General features: G+C 38.2%; 14 protein-coding genes. 6 read left to right on the top strand and 8 right to left on the bottom strand.

Features of this window, described 5'->3' with window-relative positions; genetic code table 11:
* Positions 1–7: 7 nt before the first annotated feature.
* The 5 genes from MSMAS_RS00680 to MSMAS_RS00660 all read right to left on the bottom strand — a co-directional run bounded on the left by MSMAS_RS00680 (position 8) and on the right by MSMAS_RS00660 (position 6,018).
* Positions 8–1,180, bottom strand: coding sequence for a glycosyltransferase (locus MSMAS_RS00680; RefSeq protein WP_048046264.1), 1,173 nt, complete (start codon positions 1,178–1,180; stop codon positions 8–10).
* 95 nt (positions 1,181–1,275) lie between these two features.
* On the bottom strand, positions 1,276–2,415 hold the full coding sequence (locus MSMAS_RS00675) for a DUF354 domain-containing protein (RefSeq protein ID WP_048046263.1): 1,140 nt from the start codon (positions 2,413–2,415) through the stop codon (positions 1,276–1,278).
* Positions 2,416–2,723: 308 nt separating this feature from the next.
* Positions 2,724–3,776 (bottom strand): glycosyltransferase family 2 protein, encoded by a 1,053-nt coding sequence (locus MSMAS_RS00670; protein ID WP_048046262.1) that lies wholly within the window; start codon positions 3,774–3,776, stop codon positions 2,724–2,726.
* Positions 3,777–3,851: 75 nt separating this feature from the next.
* Positions 3,852–4,823 (bottom strand): glycosyltransferase family 2 protein, encoded by a 972-nt coding sequence (locus MSMAS_RS00665; protein WP_048046261.1) that lies wholly within the window; start codon positions 4,821–4,823, stop codon positions 3,852–3,854.
* 226 nt (positions 4,824–5,049) lie between these two features.
* Positions 5,050–6,018 (bottom strand): glycosyltransferase family 2 protein, encoded by a 969-nt coding sequence (locus tag MSMAS_RS00660; RefSeq protein WP_048046260.1) that lies wholly within the window; start codon positions 6,016–6,018, stop codon positions 5,050–5,052.
* Positions 6,019–7,111: 1,093 nt separating this feature from the next.
* Here MSMAS_RS00660 and MSMAS_RS00655 point away from each other — a divergent pair.
* Positions 7,112–7,999 (top strand): DUF1616 domain-containing protein, encoded by an 888-nt coding sequence (locus tag MSMAS_RS00655; protein WP_048042525.1) that lies wholly within the window; start codon positions 7,112–7,114, stop codon positions 7,997–7,999.
* Between the two features lie 506 nt (positions 8,000–8,505).
* Entirely contained in the window at positions 8,506–9,903 is a 1,398-nt protein-coding gene (locus MSMAS_RS00650; protein WP_230633317.1) for a CPBP family intramembrane glutamic endopeptidase, read from the top strand.
* A 331-nt stretch (positions 9,904–10,234) separates the two neighbouring features.
* On the opposite strand, the gene MSMAS_RS17965 is transcribed toward MSMAS_RS00650, so the two are convergent.
* The gene (locus MSMAS_RS17965; protein ID WP_164481378.1) at positions 10,235–10,498 is read right to left on the bottom strand and encodes a hypothetical protein; all 264 of its coding nucleotides are present in this window, start codon (positions 10,496–10,498) and stop codon (positions 10,235–10,237) included.
* Positions 10,499–11,783: 1,285 nt separating this feature from the next.
* Positions 11,784–12,047 carry a hypothetical protein gene (locus MSMAS_RS00645; RefSeq protein ID WP_015411649.1) on the bottom strand — a complete coding sequence of 88 codons (264 nt, stop codon included), beginning with the start codon at positions 12,045–12,047 and terminating at the stop codon, positions 11,784–11,786.
* 610 nt (positions 12,048–12,657) lie between these two features.
* Between MSMAS_RS00645 and MSMAS_RS00640 the strand changes: the two genes are divergently transcribed.
* Together MSMAS_RS00640 and MSMAS_RS00635 are read left to right on the top strand one after the other, a co-directional pair.
* Positions 12,658–13,551 (top strand): hypothetical protein, encoded by an 894-nt coding sequence (locus MSMAS_RS00640; RefSeq protein WP_230633316.1) that lies wholly within the window; start codon positions 12,658–12,660, stop codon positions 13,549–13,551.
* A 92-nt stretch (positions 13,552–13,643) separates the two neighbouring features.
* Positions 13,644–15,545, top strand: a complete 1,902-nt coding sequence (locus MSMAS_RS00635; RefSeq protein ID WP_052728049.1) for a TIGR04279 domain-containing protein — start codon at positions 13,644–13,646, stop codon at positions 15,543–15,545.
* An 83-nt stretch (positions 15,546–15,628) separates the two neighbouring features.
* On the opposite strand, the gene MSMAS_RS00630 is transcribed toward MSMAS_RS00635, so the two are convergent.
* Complete coding sequence (locus MSMAS_RS00630) at positions 15,629–16,525, bottom strand: SDR family NAD(P)-dependent oxidoreductase (RefSeq protein WP_048039594.1); 897 nt, start codon at positions 16,523–16,525, stop codon at positions 15,629–15,631.
* Positions 16,526–17,069: 544 nt separating this feature from the next.
* On the opposite strand from MSMAS_RS00630, the gene MSMAS_RS00625 reads away from it, so the two are divergent.
* Together MSMAS_RS00625 and MSMAS_RS00620 are read left to right on the top strand one after the other, a co-directional pair.
* Positions 17,070–17,957, top strand: a complete 888-nt coding sequence (locus MSMAS_RS00625; protein WP_048039593.1) for a DUF1616 domain-containing protein — start codon at positions 17,070–17,072, stop codon at positions 17,955–17,957.
* A gap of 2 nt (positions 17,958–17,959) precedes the next feature.
* Complete coding sequence (locus MSMAS_RS00620) at positions 17,960–18,835, top strand: CPBP family intramembrane glutamic endopeptidase (protein WP_011033144.1); 876 nt, start codon at positions 17,960–17,962, stop codon at positions 18,833–18,835.
* Positions 18,836–18,885 lie beyond the last annotated feature (50 nt).

The following is an 18,885-nucleotide window of genomic DNA, read 5'->3' as shown; positions in this document are numbered from 1 at the left end:
AAATTATCTAAATCGTGTCAGAGTAAACTTTCATTATTTGTGAAGCTATTCTATCCCATCGATATTGTTCTGCATGATTTATAATTTTTCCTTCATCCCAATTTTTATTTAAACCAATCTCAATTTTCTGGGCTAGATCGTAGGAGTTCTTTGGGTCGACAAGTAACCCATAGTCATCAGACTTTATAATCTCTGGAATGCCGCCGACTTTAGTTCCGATGAATGGTGTTCCACATCCCAAACATTCAAACATAACTGTCGGATTACCTTCGTTCAAGCTTGGAAGAACAAATAGATCACAAGCATTAATCCAAAGTGGGATTTCATTATGAGGCTTTCTACCCATCAGTACAAAGTGACTTTGTAAATTCGCAGCATTAATTTGTTTCCTCAAACTTTGTTCTAGTGGACCCGTACCAACTATAATACAAAGCACATCTTTTCTATATGTGGAGATTTTTTGCATGGCTTCAATGAGATATCTGTAACCTTTTACTTCTGCTAGGTTGCCAACTGATAATATAATTTTTTTATCGATAGGCAAATTAAGTATTTTTCTACATTTACTTGAATTTTGTAAGTAAAATAAATCACTTTTGAACCCATTTGGCAAAACTGTCACATGGTTGTTTACTTTTAATTTTTGAATGAATTTTAAATTATTATTACTTACAGTAATAATATGATCAGCAGAATTAAGAACGGTTATGATTTTTTCCATCCAATCCTTATCCTTAAACGGCAAACGGTATATATCATATCCATGTGCAGTGACTATAAATGGGACATTATACCTTTCCTTAAGCCTCATTCCTACATAGCCAGCTGGCCAAGTAAAATGAGAATGGATCAAATTAAAATTAATATTCTTTTTCATGATTATTTTATCAACTGTGCGATAAAGTTTCTCTCCAATTTTTTTATAATGTGAGTCCAACGGTGCATAAAATACAGGAGCTAAAATAACATCAAGATTTGGAGGTTTATTTGCCAAGTCTATCTTACTTCTTAAATCGAATGATTTCAACGCGGGAATTGAGATGTATCTGGAGATTTCAGCTACAGGGTTATATTTAATAAACATAGATACATTATTGAAATTATTTGCTAATATATCGGTAGGATCTTTTTGAAAAGTATTATAAGATTCACCAATTACCAACAAGTTCTTTTTTTCCATATAAATTCACCCTGTAACTGTTATCGAATTTATACATCCAAATATAAAAATACATTGAAGTGAAGAATATCAATTCTAGAAATTAGAAAGTGCAATCAAAAGTATTCACAAGTGTTATCGCACATTTGAAGTTCATTTTTGAATAGACACTCATCGAAACTCCGCGGAAATTCTTCAATAAACCATTCCACGAATAAACTTAAATCAATTTTATCATTCAACAAAACCTCTTTTTTAGATTTCCACTCATTTTTAAGATTTTGTCTCCTTATTAATTCAACTGCTTTTGTAATTGCCATTTCGGGATCATCATAAGTATAAATGAGATCATATTTATTAGATAACTCAACAAAAATACCCAAATCTTTATTTCCTGCATTACTGCTAAATCTGATTGCAGGAGTGCCTAATACAGCTGCTTCGGTAACCATTGTTCCAGTATCTGCCACAACTAACTTTGCATAATTTAGAACATCATGAATCCTATATTTAGGAACATCTAGTAAATATTTTTTTAGATCTGGAGGAAGTACTAATTCCGACGAAATAAAAACTTTAGCATGTTTTGATAATTTATTTACAAGTTCTCTTTTATCATCTACAGAAAAACCAGTCACACCTCCAAAATCATGAACTGAATCAAATGCATTAAAACGAAGTAGAACAAATTCTTCATCTTTATCTAGCCCTAATAACTTGTAAATAGAATCATCCGGTACAAAATTATTTGGATGGAGGTATGCAAGTTCTTTATAAGAATTTATCTTAATGTGCTTTGAACCTAACGATTTATTTGAAGAGCCTGGAGTAACTACAGCATCCGGGGTTATTATGGTATCCATAAAAGGTTTGCATAGTAAAAATTGCGTTTTTACATAAATGGACTCATTGATTGGCATTGAATCACTAAATAGAATACACTTTGAATTTAATGGCAGAGCAGTATATACACACTCAAGACCCGCACCAACCAATAAATCTGGTTTGTATTTCCTTAAGAAATTATATGAATTGAAAACACTAAATGGTAAATTACAAATTTTCCGATATTTGCCACAATTTGAAACGTTAGTGTAAATAAAATAATTAAATTTAAAATGCTCCAAAAGATTAACGGTTTCTCCATATTCTCTTGCTAAAATTAGTACTTTATGATCTTTTGATTCAAGCTTCTTAATAATATTTTTCATTAAATGTGCTTGAGCAGGTGTATTTATAAAGAAAGCTATTATCACATTATCCACCTTTGAATTATATCTGTAAGCATCAACTTGGTCCTGAATTCAAAAAGTTCAGTTTCTTACACTCAAAATTAATCAACTGTTTTTGAGACTGAATAATTACAAATTTTATTTATCTGACTTTCCACAGATATTCTCTGATTTTTAGATTTTATTAAACACCAACAATTTGCCGGATTAACTATCACCAAATTTTAATTTAAGTATTAGTTTCATCGACTAATTTATCAGTTTTATATATGAGTTTTATGAAGAGGAAATATCCGTTTTTTGAAGATATTTGCGGAAAGTCAGATTTTGGGTTAAACTATTCTTTTTATCATCTTCATGTGAAATGTATAAAAGGAATTGAAAACTGCATCAGCGGTCTTATTCAGAATAGGATTTTTAATAACCTGTTCAAACGGAATTTTCCAATCCAGGAACCTAAAAAATTCGCTGTCTGTGATTATTTTTTTAGAAAGGGTTTCACGTCTTTTTGTCAAAATGATTTTAATGTTCTGTAGAATCCAGAAGTAAGCCAGTAATTTACTCTTTACATATTTGGGGCCATTTAAAACAGCATGCCCCATCGTTACAATTTCAGTCACTATAAGTACAGGTAATAATAACAACAATGTTTTCAAACTAAAGTTTTTCAATAAAATTAAGTAACGGTTTCTTTCGAGGTAAAATTCTTTCCAGGGGGCTATTGATAATTTGTACTTGTGGTATATTACGGACTCCGGAACATACATTATTTTACCTCCCGCAAAACGTATCCTCCAGGAAAGATCCGCATCTTCCTGATATAGGAAAAAATCAGAGTCAAAACCGTTAATATTCTTTAACATATCACTTCTTATTGCAAATGAACATCCTGATACTGCACCTACTGGCTGGCAGCTATCGAGTTCAGATGCAGACTTATTAAGCCCTCTACAAAAAGTAAGGCCGGTATAGTGAGCTGTATTTGCACAGGTGTTAATTTTATCCTTCTGGTAATATATGAGGACTTTAGAAGTAGTAGCCGTTATTGTAGGGTCATTTTCAAGGGGCTCTATGAGCTTTGCAAGCCATTCCGGGTCTGCAACAGTGTCAGGATTTACAACTACAATATATTCGCCTTCAGCAACTTCAAATCCTGCGTTATTTCCTGCTGCATATCCAAGGTTCTTTCCGGTCTGAACTGTCTTTATCCCTGGATAATTGGCTTTTATAAATTCTTCGCTGCCGTCTGTAGACGCATTGTCAACTACAATAATCTCAAAATCTTGATATGTTTGGGATATTAAAGAAGGAATGCACTCCTTCAAATCTTCTTTACTGTTATATGAAAGAATAACAACGCTTACAGACTTGTGTTTTCCAGACATTTTATTACCTGCACTATCGTAAATCTAAGGCGCAACTGTAGAAGATAAAAAAGAAGTGTCTTTAGTGAGTTCTCGTTATACAGCCTTCGTTTCCCTTGTAATTGCAGACACAGAATGTAGCAAAATCCCTGTCAATGCCATAAAAGTCCCTACAATAATAAAGAGAACCATAAGCATGGTAGGCCCGAACTGCAAGCCTCCACCTGTAACAAAAATTTGCAGGAAATGAGCACCCATATACAGCCCTCCCAATCCAAGGGAAATTCCAGGAACTGTAAAATAATAAAGAGGCTTGTTAAATTCAATATCTTTTAAAATCATAACAAGGACGCCTAAACCATGTTCTATCGGGCTTACGGTTGAGCCGTCAACGTCATATCTTACCCCGATCTCAACTTCCTTAATCCTTAACCCGGACCTGCCTGCATCGGCAAGCATTTCGCTTTCTATTGCCATGCCTCTGGCGTTGAACCGGAAAACGTCTTTCGTTGAAGCTGCAAAGGCGCGGAAACCGCTCTGGGAATCTGTAATTTTGAGGCCGGAATTCATATTTGTGGCAGTATCAAGGATAGTCTGCCCGACGCGGCGGTAAATAGGGGTATTTTTGTCCTTATGGCTCAGGTAGCGGCTGCCGTTTACCATCTCTGCCGTGCCGTCTATGATTGGGGCTGCGAGCCTGGGGATTTCGGCAGGGTTGTGCTGCCCGTCAGAGTCCATGGTAACAATCACATCTGCACCAAGGTCTGCTGCGGCTGTGAAGCCGGTCTTGAGGGCTGCTCCTTTGCCTTTATTTGCCTCGTGGACAATTACGTGGGCTCCTGCTCTCCTGGCTATTGCGGCTGTGCGGTCCGAGCTTCCGTCGTCGACCACGATCACGTTGTCGCAGTAGTGCTTCGTTAGGAGGACTATGCTGCCGATGGCGACTTCCTCGTTGAAAGCGGGGAGGACCACGGTTATATTTTGGGGAGTTGCGCTTCTTATACCTGGATCTCCCTGTTCTTCTTGTATTATCTGGGTGCTTTTACTCATATGCACTTCTATATTCATTCGAATAACCCCGAAAGATAAATTTAAACTTCTGGTATAGATTAACGGAAGTTAACGATATATAAAGCAATTGGTAAATATTTAATTTAAGTCTTGAATATTAAAGCACATAGAGCTTAAAAAACAAAATTCAATTCAATTAAGTGCTCATACCTGTGTGCCTGAACATTCATTTGCGTCTGGTGTCGAAGCTGACGGACTGAATTTCTGTGATTGAATTTAACCGTCAGGTAGAATCGGTCTGTCTGGCCGCTCCTGCCATCGAGTGGGCGATTATTCCCCTGAGAGTCATGTACGCGCCTGCAAGGGCAAGGAAGACCATAAGGAATGTGTGCCCGAAGTTGAGGCTTGCGATTCCGAAGAAATAATCTGCCATAAATTTGAAACCCATAAAGAAGCCGCATGTCGCAAGAGCAAAGCCTGGCACGGAATAGAAGTACAGAGGCTTGTTGGCTTCTATATCTTCAGCCACGGTCCTCAGGGCTCCCATCATGTACTTTACCGGGTCCCGGATCGAAGCTCTGACGCTGGTGCAGGCCCCGATCTCGACTTCAGCAATGCGGATGCCTGACCTGCCGGCGTCGGCAAGCATTTCGTTTTCTATGGCTGTTTTTTTGCCGCTGAAGCGGAAAATGCTCTTTGTAGAGGCTGCATAGGCGCGAAAACCGCTCTGAGTATCGGTAATTTTGAGGTTGAAGTTAACATTTGCAGAAATGTCCTGCATGGTCTTGCCTGTGCGGCTGTAAACGGAAGAATTTTTGCCGGGATAATTCAGATAACGGCTGCCGTTTACCATTTCTGCATCGCCTTTAATTATTGGGGCTACGATTCTGGGAATATCTGCAGGGTTGTGCTGGCCGTCCGGGTCCATAGTTATTATAATATCTGCTCCCAGGTCAGCTGCGGCTGTGAAGCCGGTCCTGAGGGATCCGACTTTTCCTTTGCAGGCTCCGTTAACAATTACATGGGCTCCGGCTTTCCTGGAGATTTCGACTGTCCTGTCAGTGCTGCCGTCATCGACAACAATTACATTGTCGGCATAGAGCCTGGTGAGAAGGATAAGGCTTCCGATTGAAACTTCATTATTGCATGCCGGAAGAATTACAGTTATATTTTGAGAGGATGCCCCCCTGAAACGCTTATTTTCTTGATGAGCCGGATACTCTGCACTGCTCATAAGAAGTTCGTTACTCATATGTATGACCCCATTTTAATTTATATTATAAAGTAGAAATAATTAAAGCGGCTCAAACGTCATTAAATACCGGTCGCTGCACCGCAATCCAGACCAACTTTATAACTGTTTGAGTCCCAAATATACTTTAATTTTTTAGATTGACATCTGGGCCGCGAATATATAAATTTATTGACAGATGTACTGTGGCATAATAATAAATAAGTAATAATAGTATCTGGAGAGCCATTGATTATACGGATATAACATTATACCATTGGGTTACGTAAGTGCAAAAAATACGGGAAAAGGAGAACATAAAAAAGATATATAAAGTAAGATAAAAATTAATTTCGAAAAAACAACAGCATAAGGGCACAAAAATTCCGCCTTCAGACACCGCGGGCTTTCCAGTATTCTTGATAAATTTCTCCTGTGAACTGAAGATTTGGAGTCTGGCCTGAAATATACCCCACTTGCCGCATTTAGATAAAGGGAGAAGAAGACAGGATAGAAAAACTCTGAAAAAATAATTTCAAGATTTTTCCGGGCTTTATTGGGAAGTATATATTAAAATCAAAATCGAAATCAAATTTAAAATCAAAATCAAAATCAAAATCAAATTTAAAATCAAATTCATGAGTATTCGGTGAAGTGAAGAATCGTGATAAATTGCCTCCATTCCTACGACATTCATCAAATATTTAATTTCATTATAGGCATGAACAGGATATCGATTTCATGTAAATCGACCAAAATTTAAGATAGGCTTCTGGTGCAAAATCGATAGCTTTCAGGCAAAAAAATACCTTAACCGATGACCAATGAAATCAAATTTAAAATCAAATTCAAATTAAATGGAAAATGACGAGTCGAATCAAAAGATATACATAGAAATTAAATAATAAAAGGGGAAAAACTGAAGCAAAAAATGTATAAGGATGGAGCCCTGAATACATAAAAGAAAAAATACAGGAACGAAAAAAATTCCTCGGAACAAACAAATAAAGTGGAAAGAGCGAAAGAATAAAATGTATGAGGAAAAAATAGTAACTCTCCGGAAGAAATTGGAGAAATATAATAATTTTTTTAAATAATATGCCGGATGACCTGAATGACCGGAAAGAAAATTCCTTCAGACCTCTTGACCGTTATAGGGCTTGTGCTCCTTACCGATCTCTTTGTGCTCATGCCCGGATTAAGTGAAACTGTGTTCCGCAATATCCTCGGCCTGCCCCTTGTACTTTTCCTGCCAGGATATGCCCTGATAGCTGCACTTTTTCCCGCGAAATCAGACCTTGACGGCATTGAAAGGACAGCCCTTTCCTTCGGGCTGAGTATTGCGGTCGTGCCCCTGATAGGTCTTGGGCTTAACTATACCCCGTGGGGAATAAGGCTTCTGCCAATCCTTATAAGCCTGTCAGTGTTCACAATTATAATGTGCGGGCTTGCCTACATAAGGAGGGCAAAACTTCCCGAAGCTGATGCCTTTGAGGTTCCCTTCAGGAAAACCCTGCTCGAAATAAAAGCAGAAATTCTGGAAAAGCCCGAACCAGGACTTGACAGGACCCTTACAATCATTCTGGTTATTTCCATTCTCCTCTCCGTTACAACCCTCGTGTATGTGATTATTACCCCAAAAGAAGGGGAACACTTCACGGAGTTCTATATCCTCGGGCCTGAAGGAATGGCTGATAATTACCCGACAAACTACACACTCGGAGATAGCGGAAAAGTAATTATAGGGGTCGTAAACCACGAGTACAGGCCTGTAAACTACACACTGGACGTCAGGCTTGAAAATAAATCCCTTCCAATTCCTGGAAATATGCAGCAGGTATCACTCGCACATAACGAGACCTGGGAAAAATCTCTAACGTTCATTCCTCCGGAAGAAGGGAAAAACATGAAACTTGAGTTCCTGCTCTTTAACGAGACAGATAAGAACACGTCCTACCGGGACCTCCACCTCTGGATAGATGTAAACTCAACAGGGACCTGATACAACTGATACACCTGATACAACTGATACAACTGATACAGAAAATTTCATAACTCGAAAAAGTAGGATTGGAGCCCGGAATCTTATTTTTGATCTGTGCCATTTTGTTCAAATCCGAAATACCGGATTCAGGCTCCGGGTTTTATTTATCGGGTTTCTTCTGAAAATTCGATTATTCGGAATCCTGAAAAAGTTCTTATGGAAAACGGGTCTGTAATATTTTTACGGACTCAAAACTTTTTTGCTCCAGTTTTAAGTTTAGACCCTTTAAGTTTAGACCCTTTAAGTTTAGACCCTTTAAGTTTAGACTCTTTAAGTTTGGACCCTGGAAATTAAAACATCTAACTATCTACAAAACTTCATATAAGATTTTATAATAAAAACCTGTATAATATGAAAGTCGTATAACATCCCCAAGATTTAATAAGGAAAACAACTAAAAAACATTTAATAAGATGTCCACAAAATAAATCTGGACTGCCCTGTTTGAAAGAGGAGCAATTTCCGTGCGAAAACCAACTAATTATCACAATAAGCAAAAAAAACTGAATATTCAGGTTATCGTTTCAGTCCTTACTCTGACCCTGCTGGCAATTTCTGCACATGCCGCACCAGGAAGCAGCCTGGAATTATCCCCTTCAACAGATACAGGGCATCTTTCAGAACAGATATATTCAGAGGTTTCGGGAGAAACAGAAAACTCCGTATCTGCATCGGTTCTGCATGAAGATCCCGACCCAATTCAGAAAATCGAGCAGTATGTAGATATCATATATACCGCAGGAGGAATCGGGGCAGCAGTTCTGATTCTTATAGGGTATTTGCACATAACTTCTGGAAATCCGGAGGTTACAAAAAAATATATAAAAGGACTCCCCCGGATCAGAATCAGGAAAATAACAGGGCCTGAAGAATCTGGCATGGAGAAGGGTCAGGACGTTCAGAGAATTCAGGAAAATATTAAGGACGCCCAGAAGATTCAGAACATTCAGGAGAATGTCCGGGGTGTCCAGAATGTTCAGAAAAATGTTCAGGAAAATATTCAGGAAAATAGTCAGGAAAATATTCAGGAAAATATTCAGGAAAATATTAAGGAAAATATTAAGGAAAATAGTCAGGAAGAATTCAAAGCCAAACGGCTCAGGCTTCTTACGGCACTTCCTGTCCTGGGCATAACAATTGCGGAACTTCTGATCTTTTCAGGCAGGATGGGTGCAGCTGTCTGGGTACATATAGGGATCGTTATCTCCCTCTCTCTTTCAGACATATTTTTAAAAGATCCGGAGGTACACAGGATATATCAGGCATTGATGCTTCTGCCCGTACTCAGGCTTATTAACCTTTCAATGCCGATATTTTTTGAAACTACCCTTTACACCTTCATGTTTGTCTACGGACCCCTTGCAATTCCTGTGATAATTATTATACTTCACCAGCGTGATTCCCTTGAGCAGATAGGCATAACTATGAAGAATTTCGTGCCTTACATGCTTATTGCAGTTCCTCTGGGTTTTTTACTCGGATTTGGGGAATACCTTACAATCCGGTCAGGATACCTGATTCCGGACCTGACTTTTGTAAATCTTCTTAAGCTTACCTTTATAATGGTTTTTTTCGTGGGGCTTGTTGAAGAACTGATTTTCAGGTCAATCCTGCAAAGCAGGCTCGAAAAAGCTCTCACCGTCCGGGAAGCCCTGTTGATTACAAGCCTTATGTTCGGGCTGATGCACTCAGGGTACGGCACTTTTCAGGAAATTCTCTATACGGGTTTTGTAGGGCTTATCATGGGACTCGCTTTCTACAAAACAAGGAGCTTGCCTTTTATTGCGGTCCTTCACGGTTTTGTTAACGTTTTCCTCTTCGGGATCCTGCCCCACCAGCTAAATATCTTACCAGGACTCTAAACAATTCATACAAAACCAAATTAAAATTCAATAAATTTTTTAAAATTTTCTCTGGGTTTTCTTCCCGATCCATTTTTCTTTTCTTATATTCTTTATTTTTCAGATCTCCTTTCTCTACTATTTCGAAAAAACCATAATATTCCTGAAAGAAAACCTGATATCATGAATTAAACAAAAATGGAAAACCCCTTTTTAAGAGATAAAAGAAAAATTAGAGCATACTGACGACAGGAAGCAATGAGAAAGTAATAAAAAAGATAAGATGAAAAAAAACTTTTTTTCAAAAAAGAGCCGGTAATTTCAAGAGAAGTAATAAAGAGAAGTAATAATCTCATAGGATTGTAGCAACCTTAAAAACGACAATCGCAGCAAAACTGCACAGTAAAGGAATAATTGGCAAATTAAAAGAGTTATTAAGTCGTCTATTCCAGTATTTGGATGCGGAAAGAACTTCCTTCAAGGAAAGAAGGGAAATCAGCCCGACAACTACAGCAGACCCATATTGAGGAAGACCGGGGGTTGTGACCATGGAAATTACACTTGAAGAGATAGCGCTTGAGGAAATAGCACTGGTTGAAACTATACTTAAGAGCATAAAGACACCCCTTTAAACATTAAAGCATATACCCCGGATACTGGAGAATCATTGATATAATAATAGACTACTGACATAATCTTAGATCATTGGTATAATAATACAACATACTATAAAACACTTTTTCCAAGTTCCTAAATTTTAATAGCGGGTAGATGCCTTTATTGTCCTCCCGGATTCATTGAACACGGTTTTAAAATTAATAACAGGAAAATATTAGAATCAGGCTTATGAGCGGTCCTATCTCCAGCACGTAATACATTGCAGAGGGAGAGGTTATTGGAATAGAAAACCTGTTTACCTGAAAAAAATAGGCTGTAATTGACATGATTAATCAAGGAGCAGATGTAAAAAAATGAACAGTGAAACTGTATAAAAGACAGATAAATATCCCTGCTAACAGCCACTAAAAAATAAACATATATAGCCAGTATTTGCCTGACTATATTCTCAGTCTCCTCATGATTATCTACTTAATATCCAGGACAGGAGATTTTATAATAGACAGGGAAAAAGGAAAGCCCGTAATTCTGAGGCAGAAAAAGATCATGCAAAAAAGAAGAAATTAAGGTAACAGAAAAATTTTAAAGGGCTTCAGGAGTAAACTGGCATGAAACATTATAGAAAATATTCGTGTACGGAAAGATGCCCTATAAAAAGTTTTGCAAAAGATTTTGTAAAAATAGTGGAGATTAAGAATATAAAACAATAAATAAAAAAGATAGAAAAAGAAAAAAGTAATAAAGTGTAAACTGGAAAATAATTTGTCATGGATAGGGTTTATCGAAATAGAGAAGTAAGTTCACAATCAAGTTTCACAATCAAGTTTCACAATCAAGTTTCACAATCAAATAATATTATGTTTACCAAACAAAAAAAATTGAAATTTTTTGAGATATTATCTACCTGAACAACTTAATTTATTCGATCCTCTAATTCATTATTCGAAAGTTAAATTCAACTTTAACTTCAACTTTTTCTATCCGGATATTCTCCAGTTATTTTTCCTCTTATTTGCCCTTTACTTTTAATTATTAATTAAAATGTTGGTTTGTCTTGGAGTTGTCACTTTCTTTACAGTTTATTTATTCTGTTCAGCTTTAATGTTAAACGGTCTTTTCTTATTTTGATACACAGAAAAAATAATGACAGAAAGACGCGAAAATTTAAAAATAGCTAAAAAGTGACTGAAATAAATCAGAAAGTATTAAAAAAATAATAGTGCAAAGTTGCACGAAACCTGTCTGATGCGGCAAAAAAGAGAATGATTCCGGAAATGCGGAATTTAAATTACTCCGGTTACTTTGTAAACGACAATTGCAGCAAAGCTGAACAGCAAAGGCAGAATTGTCATATTAAAAGAACTGTCCAGTGATCTGTTCCAGTGCTCGGATGCTGAAAGGATCTCCTTCAAAGAAAGAAGGCTTATGAGCCCTACAACCACCGCAGCACCATATTGAGGGATCCCGGGACTTGTAACCATAGAGATTGCACTTGAGGAAATTGCACTCGAGGAAATAGCACTTGATGAAATTATGCTTAACAGCATAAGTATACCTCCCATAAATAATTGATTAGTTTCACACAAGATTTTGTGAAATTATTCGTATACGATGATTGCAAAGTATAAAAAAGTTTCTTAAGAAGTTAAACGATTAACATATAATACAAAGTTCATTTCTGGCATGAAACATAAAGCAAAAATATAATAGAAATCAAGAATAGATCAAAAAAATCGGGACTAAATAAGGATGTCAGTATCAAACGCAAAAATTTTTGTTAAAAATATTATATAAGTCAATGTAAGAAAATGCGAGAAAAGAATATAAACATCAAATAACATTACTAATTCATGTACTAAAAAATAATAGAAAGTAAAAGCAGAAAATAACAGGTGATACAGATTAAAAAATTGATGAGTTTGAAAAAAATCAGGGTATACCTTAAAAAACAGGACAAAATATAAAATTTTATATTTAATTTGCAGAGGGCCCGGATTACTATTTACAAAAAATTAATAGATTATTACAGAAAATGTTTGCAAAATATCGATCTTTAGCATTATTATAAATGTTTACTTTTGTAAAATATTTCAAAAAATTTAAGTACGCACATAATAAAAATAAAAAGCATATCCGAATTTTAAAGGAGTAGTTCCCGTGATAAAATCAGCTCATCCCCATAAAAGGCTAAAAGAACATCTCTTTATAACTGTCTCTTTTTCAGTTTTGATTCTGGCTCTACTGACAATTTTACCTGCAGCTGCCGCAGTTAACAGCTGGGAAATATCCCCCGAGAACCCCACTCTTGGAGACACCCTTAGAATCAAGGGAAGCGCTTCTCCGGAAGAGGAGGTTGAAATACAGGTAAGCTTTGAAAAGGATGTTCAGGCATCCGGAGGGGAGTACGAGTACATACTCGAAGACGTCAAAATTCCGGATGGGTTCAATAACCGCTTTACAGTACAGGCAAGTGATGCCAGAAACCTCAATGTCAGAGTAAAAATGCTAATCTGGATAACCAAAAGCTCAGACGCTTCCGGTAGCGTCGCAACTGTAACGCAGTCAAGTGTCCCTCCAGGAACCTATCAGATAAAAATGGATGGAGACGCTAAAAATGGAGATTCAACAGTGAACCTGAAAATTACTGCTGTTCAGAGGATAAAAGCAGATTCAGACGGGGACTTCAGTTATTCTTATAATACAAAAGCAGTCCCCCCGGGAGACTTTAAGATAAGTGTTGGAGGCACTACTCGAAAAGTAACCCTCAAGGGAAAAACCTCAGCTATAACACCTGCCTATCCATTAGAGGAAATAGAAACTGTCACGGAAGAGAATTCATCGGAAATCCGGGAAAAAATGGAAAATAATACTGAAGCAGTCTTGAACTCGGATCAGGGCAGTGGAAACGTAGAACATGAAGAAGTTCATGAGTCTCAGCCTGTGAAACCTCAGCCTGTTGAAAAATCAGGACTTCCCGTGGATACGGTTTACATGCTGGGAGGTATGGTAGCAGCATTATTAATTCTTATTCTGTATTCAAAGAGAAAATAAAAGGGATGAATACTTCAGCCGGATTGAATGAAAAGATTTGCTATCCTGAGCTGATTAACCAGAAATTCAATGGGGAAAATGGAGGCATGTAATTGAGAAAAAGTCAATTAATACTTATACTGGCAATACTCGTCTTAACCTCAACGCCGGTAATGGCATCCTCAGCGCCGACAGTGGCATGCTGTGAAGAGACAGAGACAATTGCTAATTTGAATTTTACTGATAAAGTGGTCTATTTTCTGGACCACACCAGTGACCCGGCAGAAGGGAACTGGATTGTAATGGGGTGCCCGAATGAAGGCACAAGGATTCAACTTCCTACACCGATGAAACTCACATATAACGGTCCTAAACACATGGAATATGGAGGAGCAAAAGGGGCTCTGAACAAATGTGAAGAAGAAAGTTATACCATAACATACCCTTCAACCAGGTCCTATACCACTCATCCGATTTTTCTCCCGACTGAAAAAGTGGAGATGTCTTTCTACGGAGAGCCAGCTCTTGAAAACGAAACAGTGGATATTTACCTGATCAAATTAACTTCAGGTTGTGCACACGAGCTTCTTGATTCTTTCCTGGCAGGAGATATCAGGAACTTAAATACTCTTTTCGAAGAAAGCGCGGGTGAAGAATACAAAAAATACTCTATTAAACTTGACGAATGCGGGGATATATCAGACTATAACCTGGGACTTCTTGATGCAGGACAGTACTGCATAGTTATGGTCCAGCAGAATCAGGATAGAAGTCTGACAGTCCTTTCTTCAACAGCCTTTGTAGTTACAGAACATAAACTGTGTATTTCGTCCCCTTCCAGTATAGTAAAAGGAAAAGACCTTGACATAAGCATGTCACTGGAAGGAGCTGCCGGGAATGATTGCACATACGCGGCTGTGCTCATAAAAGAGCAGGCATATAAAGCAAACATAGAAATAAACTCAAATGGCACGAAAGCCGGAACTTCAGTCATAGTTAATGAAGTGGACCTTATTGAAGAATTTGATATCAACTCCTCAAATTACAGGTCAAAATTGACAAAGAATGAGCTCCAGACAGAAATTCAGACCCTTATAGGAGAAGGAAAAGGTGCGATAGCAATAGGAGAAGTCGGCCAGGATAAACTGTCGCTTACCGCATTTGATCTGCCTGTAGGATGTTATTACCTCCTTGTGGGCGCATACAGCCCTGAAAAAGGACTTGTAGGCCTTAATCAAACGGAAGTAGAAATTAAACCAAAAGGAAGCTCAAAGAGTGATGATAAGAAAGATAAAGAAGACTTTACCGAGCCTGAGAAAAATATCAAAAAGAAAGATTCCTGCCAGCAGTTTGTGTCAAATGGCAAAAAGGTAAAGTTCTATTTCAAAAATGCAGCCACTCCTGTAGGTTATATTGAGTTTTACTCCCGGAAGACAGCAGGCAGAATAACGGCTTTTGTTGAGGAATTGAAAGGAAAGTCCTCAAAAGTTACTGAGGAACCTGAAGGGGAAGTTTACAAATATATCAATATCCAGGTAGGAGACGGGAAGTTATCGAGCTCGAAAAATATAAAGGATGCTATAGTGGGTTTCAAGGTGAGCAAAGAATGGATAGATGAAAACCACATTGATACGGATACAATAGTCCTTCAGCATTACACCGAAGACCAGTGGAACCCTCTTAAAACGGAAAAAACAGGCGAAGATGACGAATATATTTATTTCGAAGCCGAAACAACGAGTTTCTCTCCCTTTGCAATTGTAGCGAGCAAGAACATCCTCCTGATTGAAGAAAAAACAGGAGGAGATGAAGACCATTCAATTTCTGACGAAAAACAGCAGGGCAATTCAGAAATAGCCATGGGATCTGATACGTCTCCTGTGGAAGACGGGAATTCAGGATTGAAAATTGCCAGCTTCTTGTTGGGGGCCCTTGTGATTATTGCAATAGGAGCAATTATAAAGAAAAGAACAGCTGAGAAGAGTGAAGACGAAAATTCTGAAAAGAAAACGTGAGCAGGAGATAATATCTCCTGTTTAATTCTATTTTTTAAATTAGCCAGCTAACAGCATTTCTATTAAAAACCTGCCTTTTACATTTAAATAAGGCTTTTTAATCCTTCTTCCAGTTCGATCTCGCCTTTCCACCAGCCTGAAATTTTTGAGACATCTGCCCTTGAGTCCCGAACATCTCCTGCCCTTGACCCGACATGTACGATCCTGCTTGAGGAGCCGGTAAGTTCAACAATCTTCTCGGCCAGCTCCAGGACTGTTACACTTTTCCCCATAGCCACATTGAATACCTGGCCGTCTCCATTTTCAAGAGCTGCTACATTTGCCCTGACAACATCCCTGACATGTACAAAATCCCTGCTCTGAAGTCCGTCGCCATGAATAACAAGGTCTTTTCCTGCTTTTGCCTTTTCAAGGAAAATGGGGATTACAGCTGCATATGGAGACTTTGGGTCCTGGCGAGGCCCATAGACATTAAAGTAACGTAAACAGGTAGTCCTGAGCCCATGTTCTTCGTAAAACATCTTTGCCAGGAATTCCCCGTCAAGTTTGGAGATCGCGTAAGGTGAAGCTGGCTCCGGATACATGCCTTCACTTTTAGGGAGGACAGGATTGTTCCCGTAAACTGCAGCTGAAGATGCTGTTACAAACTTTTCGACTCCTTCCCTCACGCATGCCTGCAATACATTAAGCGTTCCCAAAGTATTTATCCGAAAAGCCTCGACTGGTTTTTCACAGCTAAGCGGCACTGATACAAGGGCAGCTTCATTAAAAACGCAGTCCATACCTGAGATAGCCTTTTCGACCGAAGAAGGATCACATATATCCCCCTGAATAAATTCGACATTTTTGTGCTGAGGGATATTTTTAGAAAAACCGGTAGCGAAATTGTCAAGAATTCTTACACTATGGCCTGCTTCTGCAAAATACTCAGCTATATGGGAGCCTATGAAACCTGCTCCTCCTGTAATCAGCACTTTCATGCTTCGAGAAAAGGGAAAAGTATAAAATAAAATTTTCTATGCAGGCCTGAAAAATAGAATTAAAAAATATTAATAGAAATAGAAAAAACGGATAGTAATCAGAAGGAAGTTCCTTCAGAGGGGAAAATTTTTCATAGAAAGAAGCCTTATGGGTACAGGGGAATTAAAAAATTGGGAATCAGGGTTCCAGAACTATAAAAGCTTTTAGGACCTCATAAGTTTATTAAGGTTTTTGCTGTATAGCTATCGGGGCGGGATAACTTTCTAAACTACAATTTCGAGTTGAAACTTAGTTAGAATTTTAAGTAAAGAATTGCGTGTAACCGCACCTTGAAATTTCCTTTTTAAATTCTCCAATCTTCTGCAGCAATATCTGAATCTGGACTTTGTTGGTAAGGTAAAAAATTCAGAAAAGATATAATAAGTAGAAGAGGAGTGTATAAATAAATACAAAAAGATTTTGAAAAAGAGGATGTCGCCAGAAAGCTTACATAAGTATAAATTGTAGGAAGAGAGATTACTAAATATTTCCACAGTGATAAAAATGACCGGGAACAGACAATTTTCTCTTGATCTGCTGATTGTAGCAGCTCTTGTGGTCCTTACTGATATCTTTGTACTTGTGCCCCCACTCAGCGGAAGCTTTCTGCGCACAGTCCTCGGACTCCTTCTGGTTCTATTCCTGCCGGGATATGCACTGACCGCAGCTCTTTTGCCTGCAAAAAAGGATCTGGAAGGAATTGAAAGAGCACTTCTCTCTTTAGGGTTAAGTATCGCAATAACCCCGCTTATGGGATTTGGAATGAACTATACTTCCTGGGGGATCAGGGAAATTCCTGTACTCGCAGGACTTTCAGCTTTTACTCTTCTCAGCTGTGGGGCAGCATACTATAGAAGATCCAGGTTACCTGAAACTGAAGCTTTCAATATTACAGGTGAAACTTTTACCTCCACACTGAAAACAGAAATCCTTGAAGAGATCGGATACGGGACCAGCAAAGCCTTTGCAGCCTTGCTGATAATTTCCATACTGGCTTCCCTTGGCAGCCTTGCGTATGTCATAGGAAATCCCAGAGGAGAAGAGCCATTCACTGAATTTTACATCCTGGGTCCTGATAGGGTGGCTGAGAACTACCCGACAGAATACACACAGGGAAACAGCGGAACGGTTATTGTAGGGGTAAAGAACCATGAGCACAGAAACGTGGATTATACAATGGAAGTCAGGCTCGAAAATCACTCCCTGCCCCTTCCAGAAGACCAGAAATACATCAGCCTTGGACACAACGAATCATTGGAAGAGCCAGTCACTTTTACCCCGTCTGTTGAGGGGAATAACATGAAACTGGAGTTTCTGCTTTTTAACGAAACCGAAAAGAGTATACCTTACAGGAATACGCACCTCTGGATAAATGTCACAAAGGAGACCTGAAGATGGCGTCTTCAGACTATCCTTCTTCTGAACGTGAGGCAGGGCAGATCTCTTTGCCGGAGTTTGGGAAAATGTTCAAAATACAGACCAGTGAAAAAACCGGATATTTACAAAAGATATTTTCTGCAGGAGCTCCTGTTATTGCTATCGCCTTTGCCGAGTTGCTGATATTTACCGGAAGAATAAAAGAAGCCGCTGCCACCTATACACTGCTTCTTATCATCCTTTCACTTTCAATAATAGCCTCAAAAAAACTGGAGACACGCAAGGTTTACCAGGCATTAATACTCCTGCCAGTTCTTCGGCTGGTAAACCTTTCAATGCCTATATTCTTTGAAGCCAATATTTACTCATTCGTATTCATGTATTTGCCCATGACAATCCCTATAACAATTGTATCTGTGTATCAGGAAATTCCAAAAGAAGGAAAAATGGATTTGCTCAGGAAAATGGGGCTTTATCTGCCTTTTTCTCTGCTCGCAGGTTTGATTTTTGCAGAGGCGGAGTATTTGATCGTACAGACAAGACCGCTTATCCCGGACCTTTCATTTTTTAACCTTCTTCAACTTACAATTATAATGATTTTTATAGTAGGCCTGATTGAAGAACTCATTTTCAGGGGAATTATCCAGACAAGGCTGGAAGAGTTTTTAGGACCTGCAGGAGGAGTCCTGCTTGCAAGTCTTCTGTTTGGGGTAATGCACTCGAGTTATGGTACTTTTTACGAAATAGTATATACTTTTCTTGCAGGAGGTATTCTCGGGTATTTCTTTTACAGAACGAAAAGCCTTCCTCTCGTTGTAATGATTCACGGTTTCATAAATATATTCTTATTCGGGATAATTCCGCACCTGGGTCCGGGACTGGGTCTGGTATAAAAATAGAAGCCGGTTGAGAAAATAAAAAAAGCCGTGCTGAGCAGATTATA

This window comes from Methanosarcina mazei S-6 (assembly GCF_000970205.1).
In the GTDB taxonomy this organism is placed as follows: Archaea; Halobacteriota; Methanosarcinia; order Methanosarcinales; family Methanosarcinaceae; genus Methanosarcina; species Methanosarcina mazei.
This window is presented reverse-complemented; position numbering and strand designations above follow the sequence as displayed.

Coding starts and splice junctions, on each gene's coding strand:
- MSMAS_RS00680 (WP_048046264.1), bottom strand. CDS start 1,180: ATGGAAAAAAAGAACTTGTTGGTAATTGGTGAATCTTATAATACTTTT.
- MSMAS_RS00670 (WP_048046262.1), bottom strand. CDS start 3,776: ATGTCTGGAAAACACAAGTCTGTAAGCGTTGTTATTCTTTCATATAAC.
- MSMAS_RS00665 (WP_048046261.1), bottom strand. CDS start 4,823: ATGAATATAGAAGTGCATATGAGTAAAAGCACCCAGATAATACAAGAA.
- MSMAS_RS00660 (WP_048046260.1), bottom strand. CDS start 6,018: ATGAGTAACGAACTTCTTATGAGCAGTGCAGAGTATCCGGCTCATCAA.
- MSMAS_RS00655 (WP_048042525.1), top strand. CDS start 7,112: ATGACCGGAAAGAAAATTCCTTCAGACCTCTTGACCGTTATAGGGCTT.
- MSMAS_RS17965 (WP_164481378.1), bottom strand. CDS start 10,498: ATGCTCTTAAGTATAGTTTCAACCAGTGCTATTTCCTCAAGCGCTATC.
- MSMAS_RS00645 (WP_015411649.1), bottom strand. CDS start 12,047: ATGCTGTTAAGCATAATTTCATCAAGTGCTATTTCCTCGAGTGCAATT.
- MSMAS_RS00630 (WP_048039594.1), bottom strand. CDS start 16,525: ATGAAAGTGCTGATTACAGGAGGAGCAGGTTTCATAGGCTCCCATATA.
- MSMAS_RS00625 (WP_048039593.1), top strand. CDS start 17,070: ATGACCGGGAACAGACAATTTTCTCTTGATCTGCTGATTGTAGCAGCT.
- MSMAS_RS00620 (WP_011033144.1), top strand. CDS start 17,960: ATGGCGTCTTCAGACTATCCTTCTTCTGAACGTGAGGCAGGGCAGATC.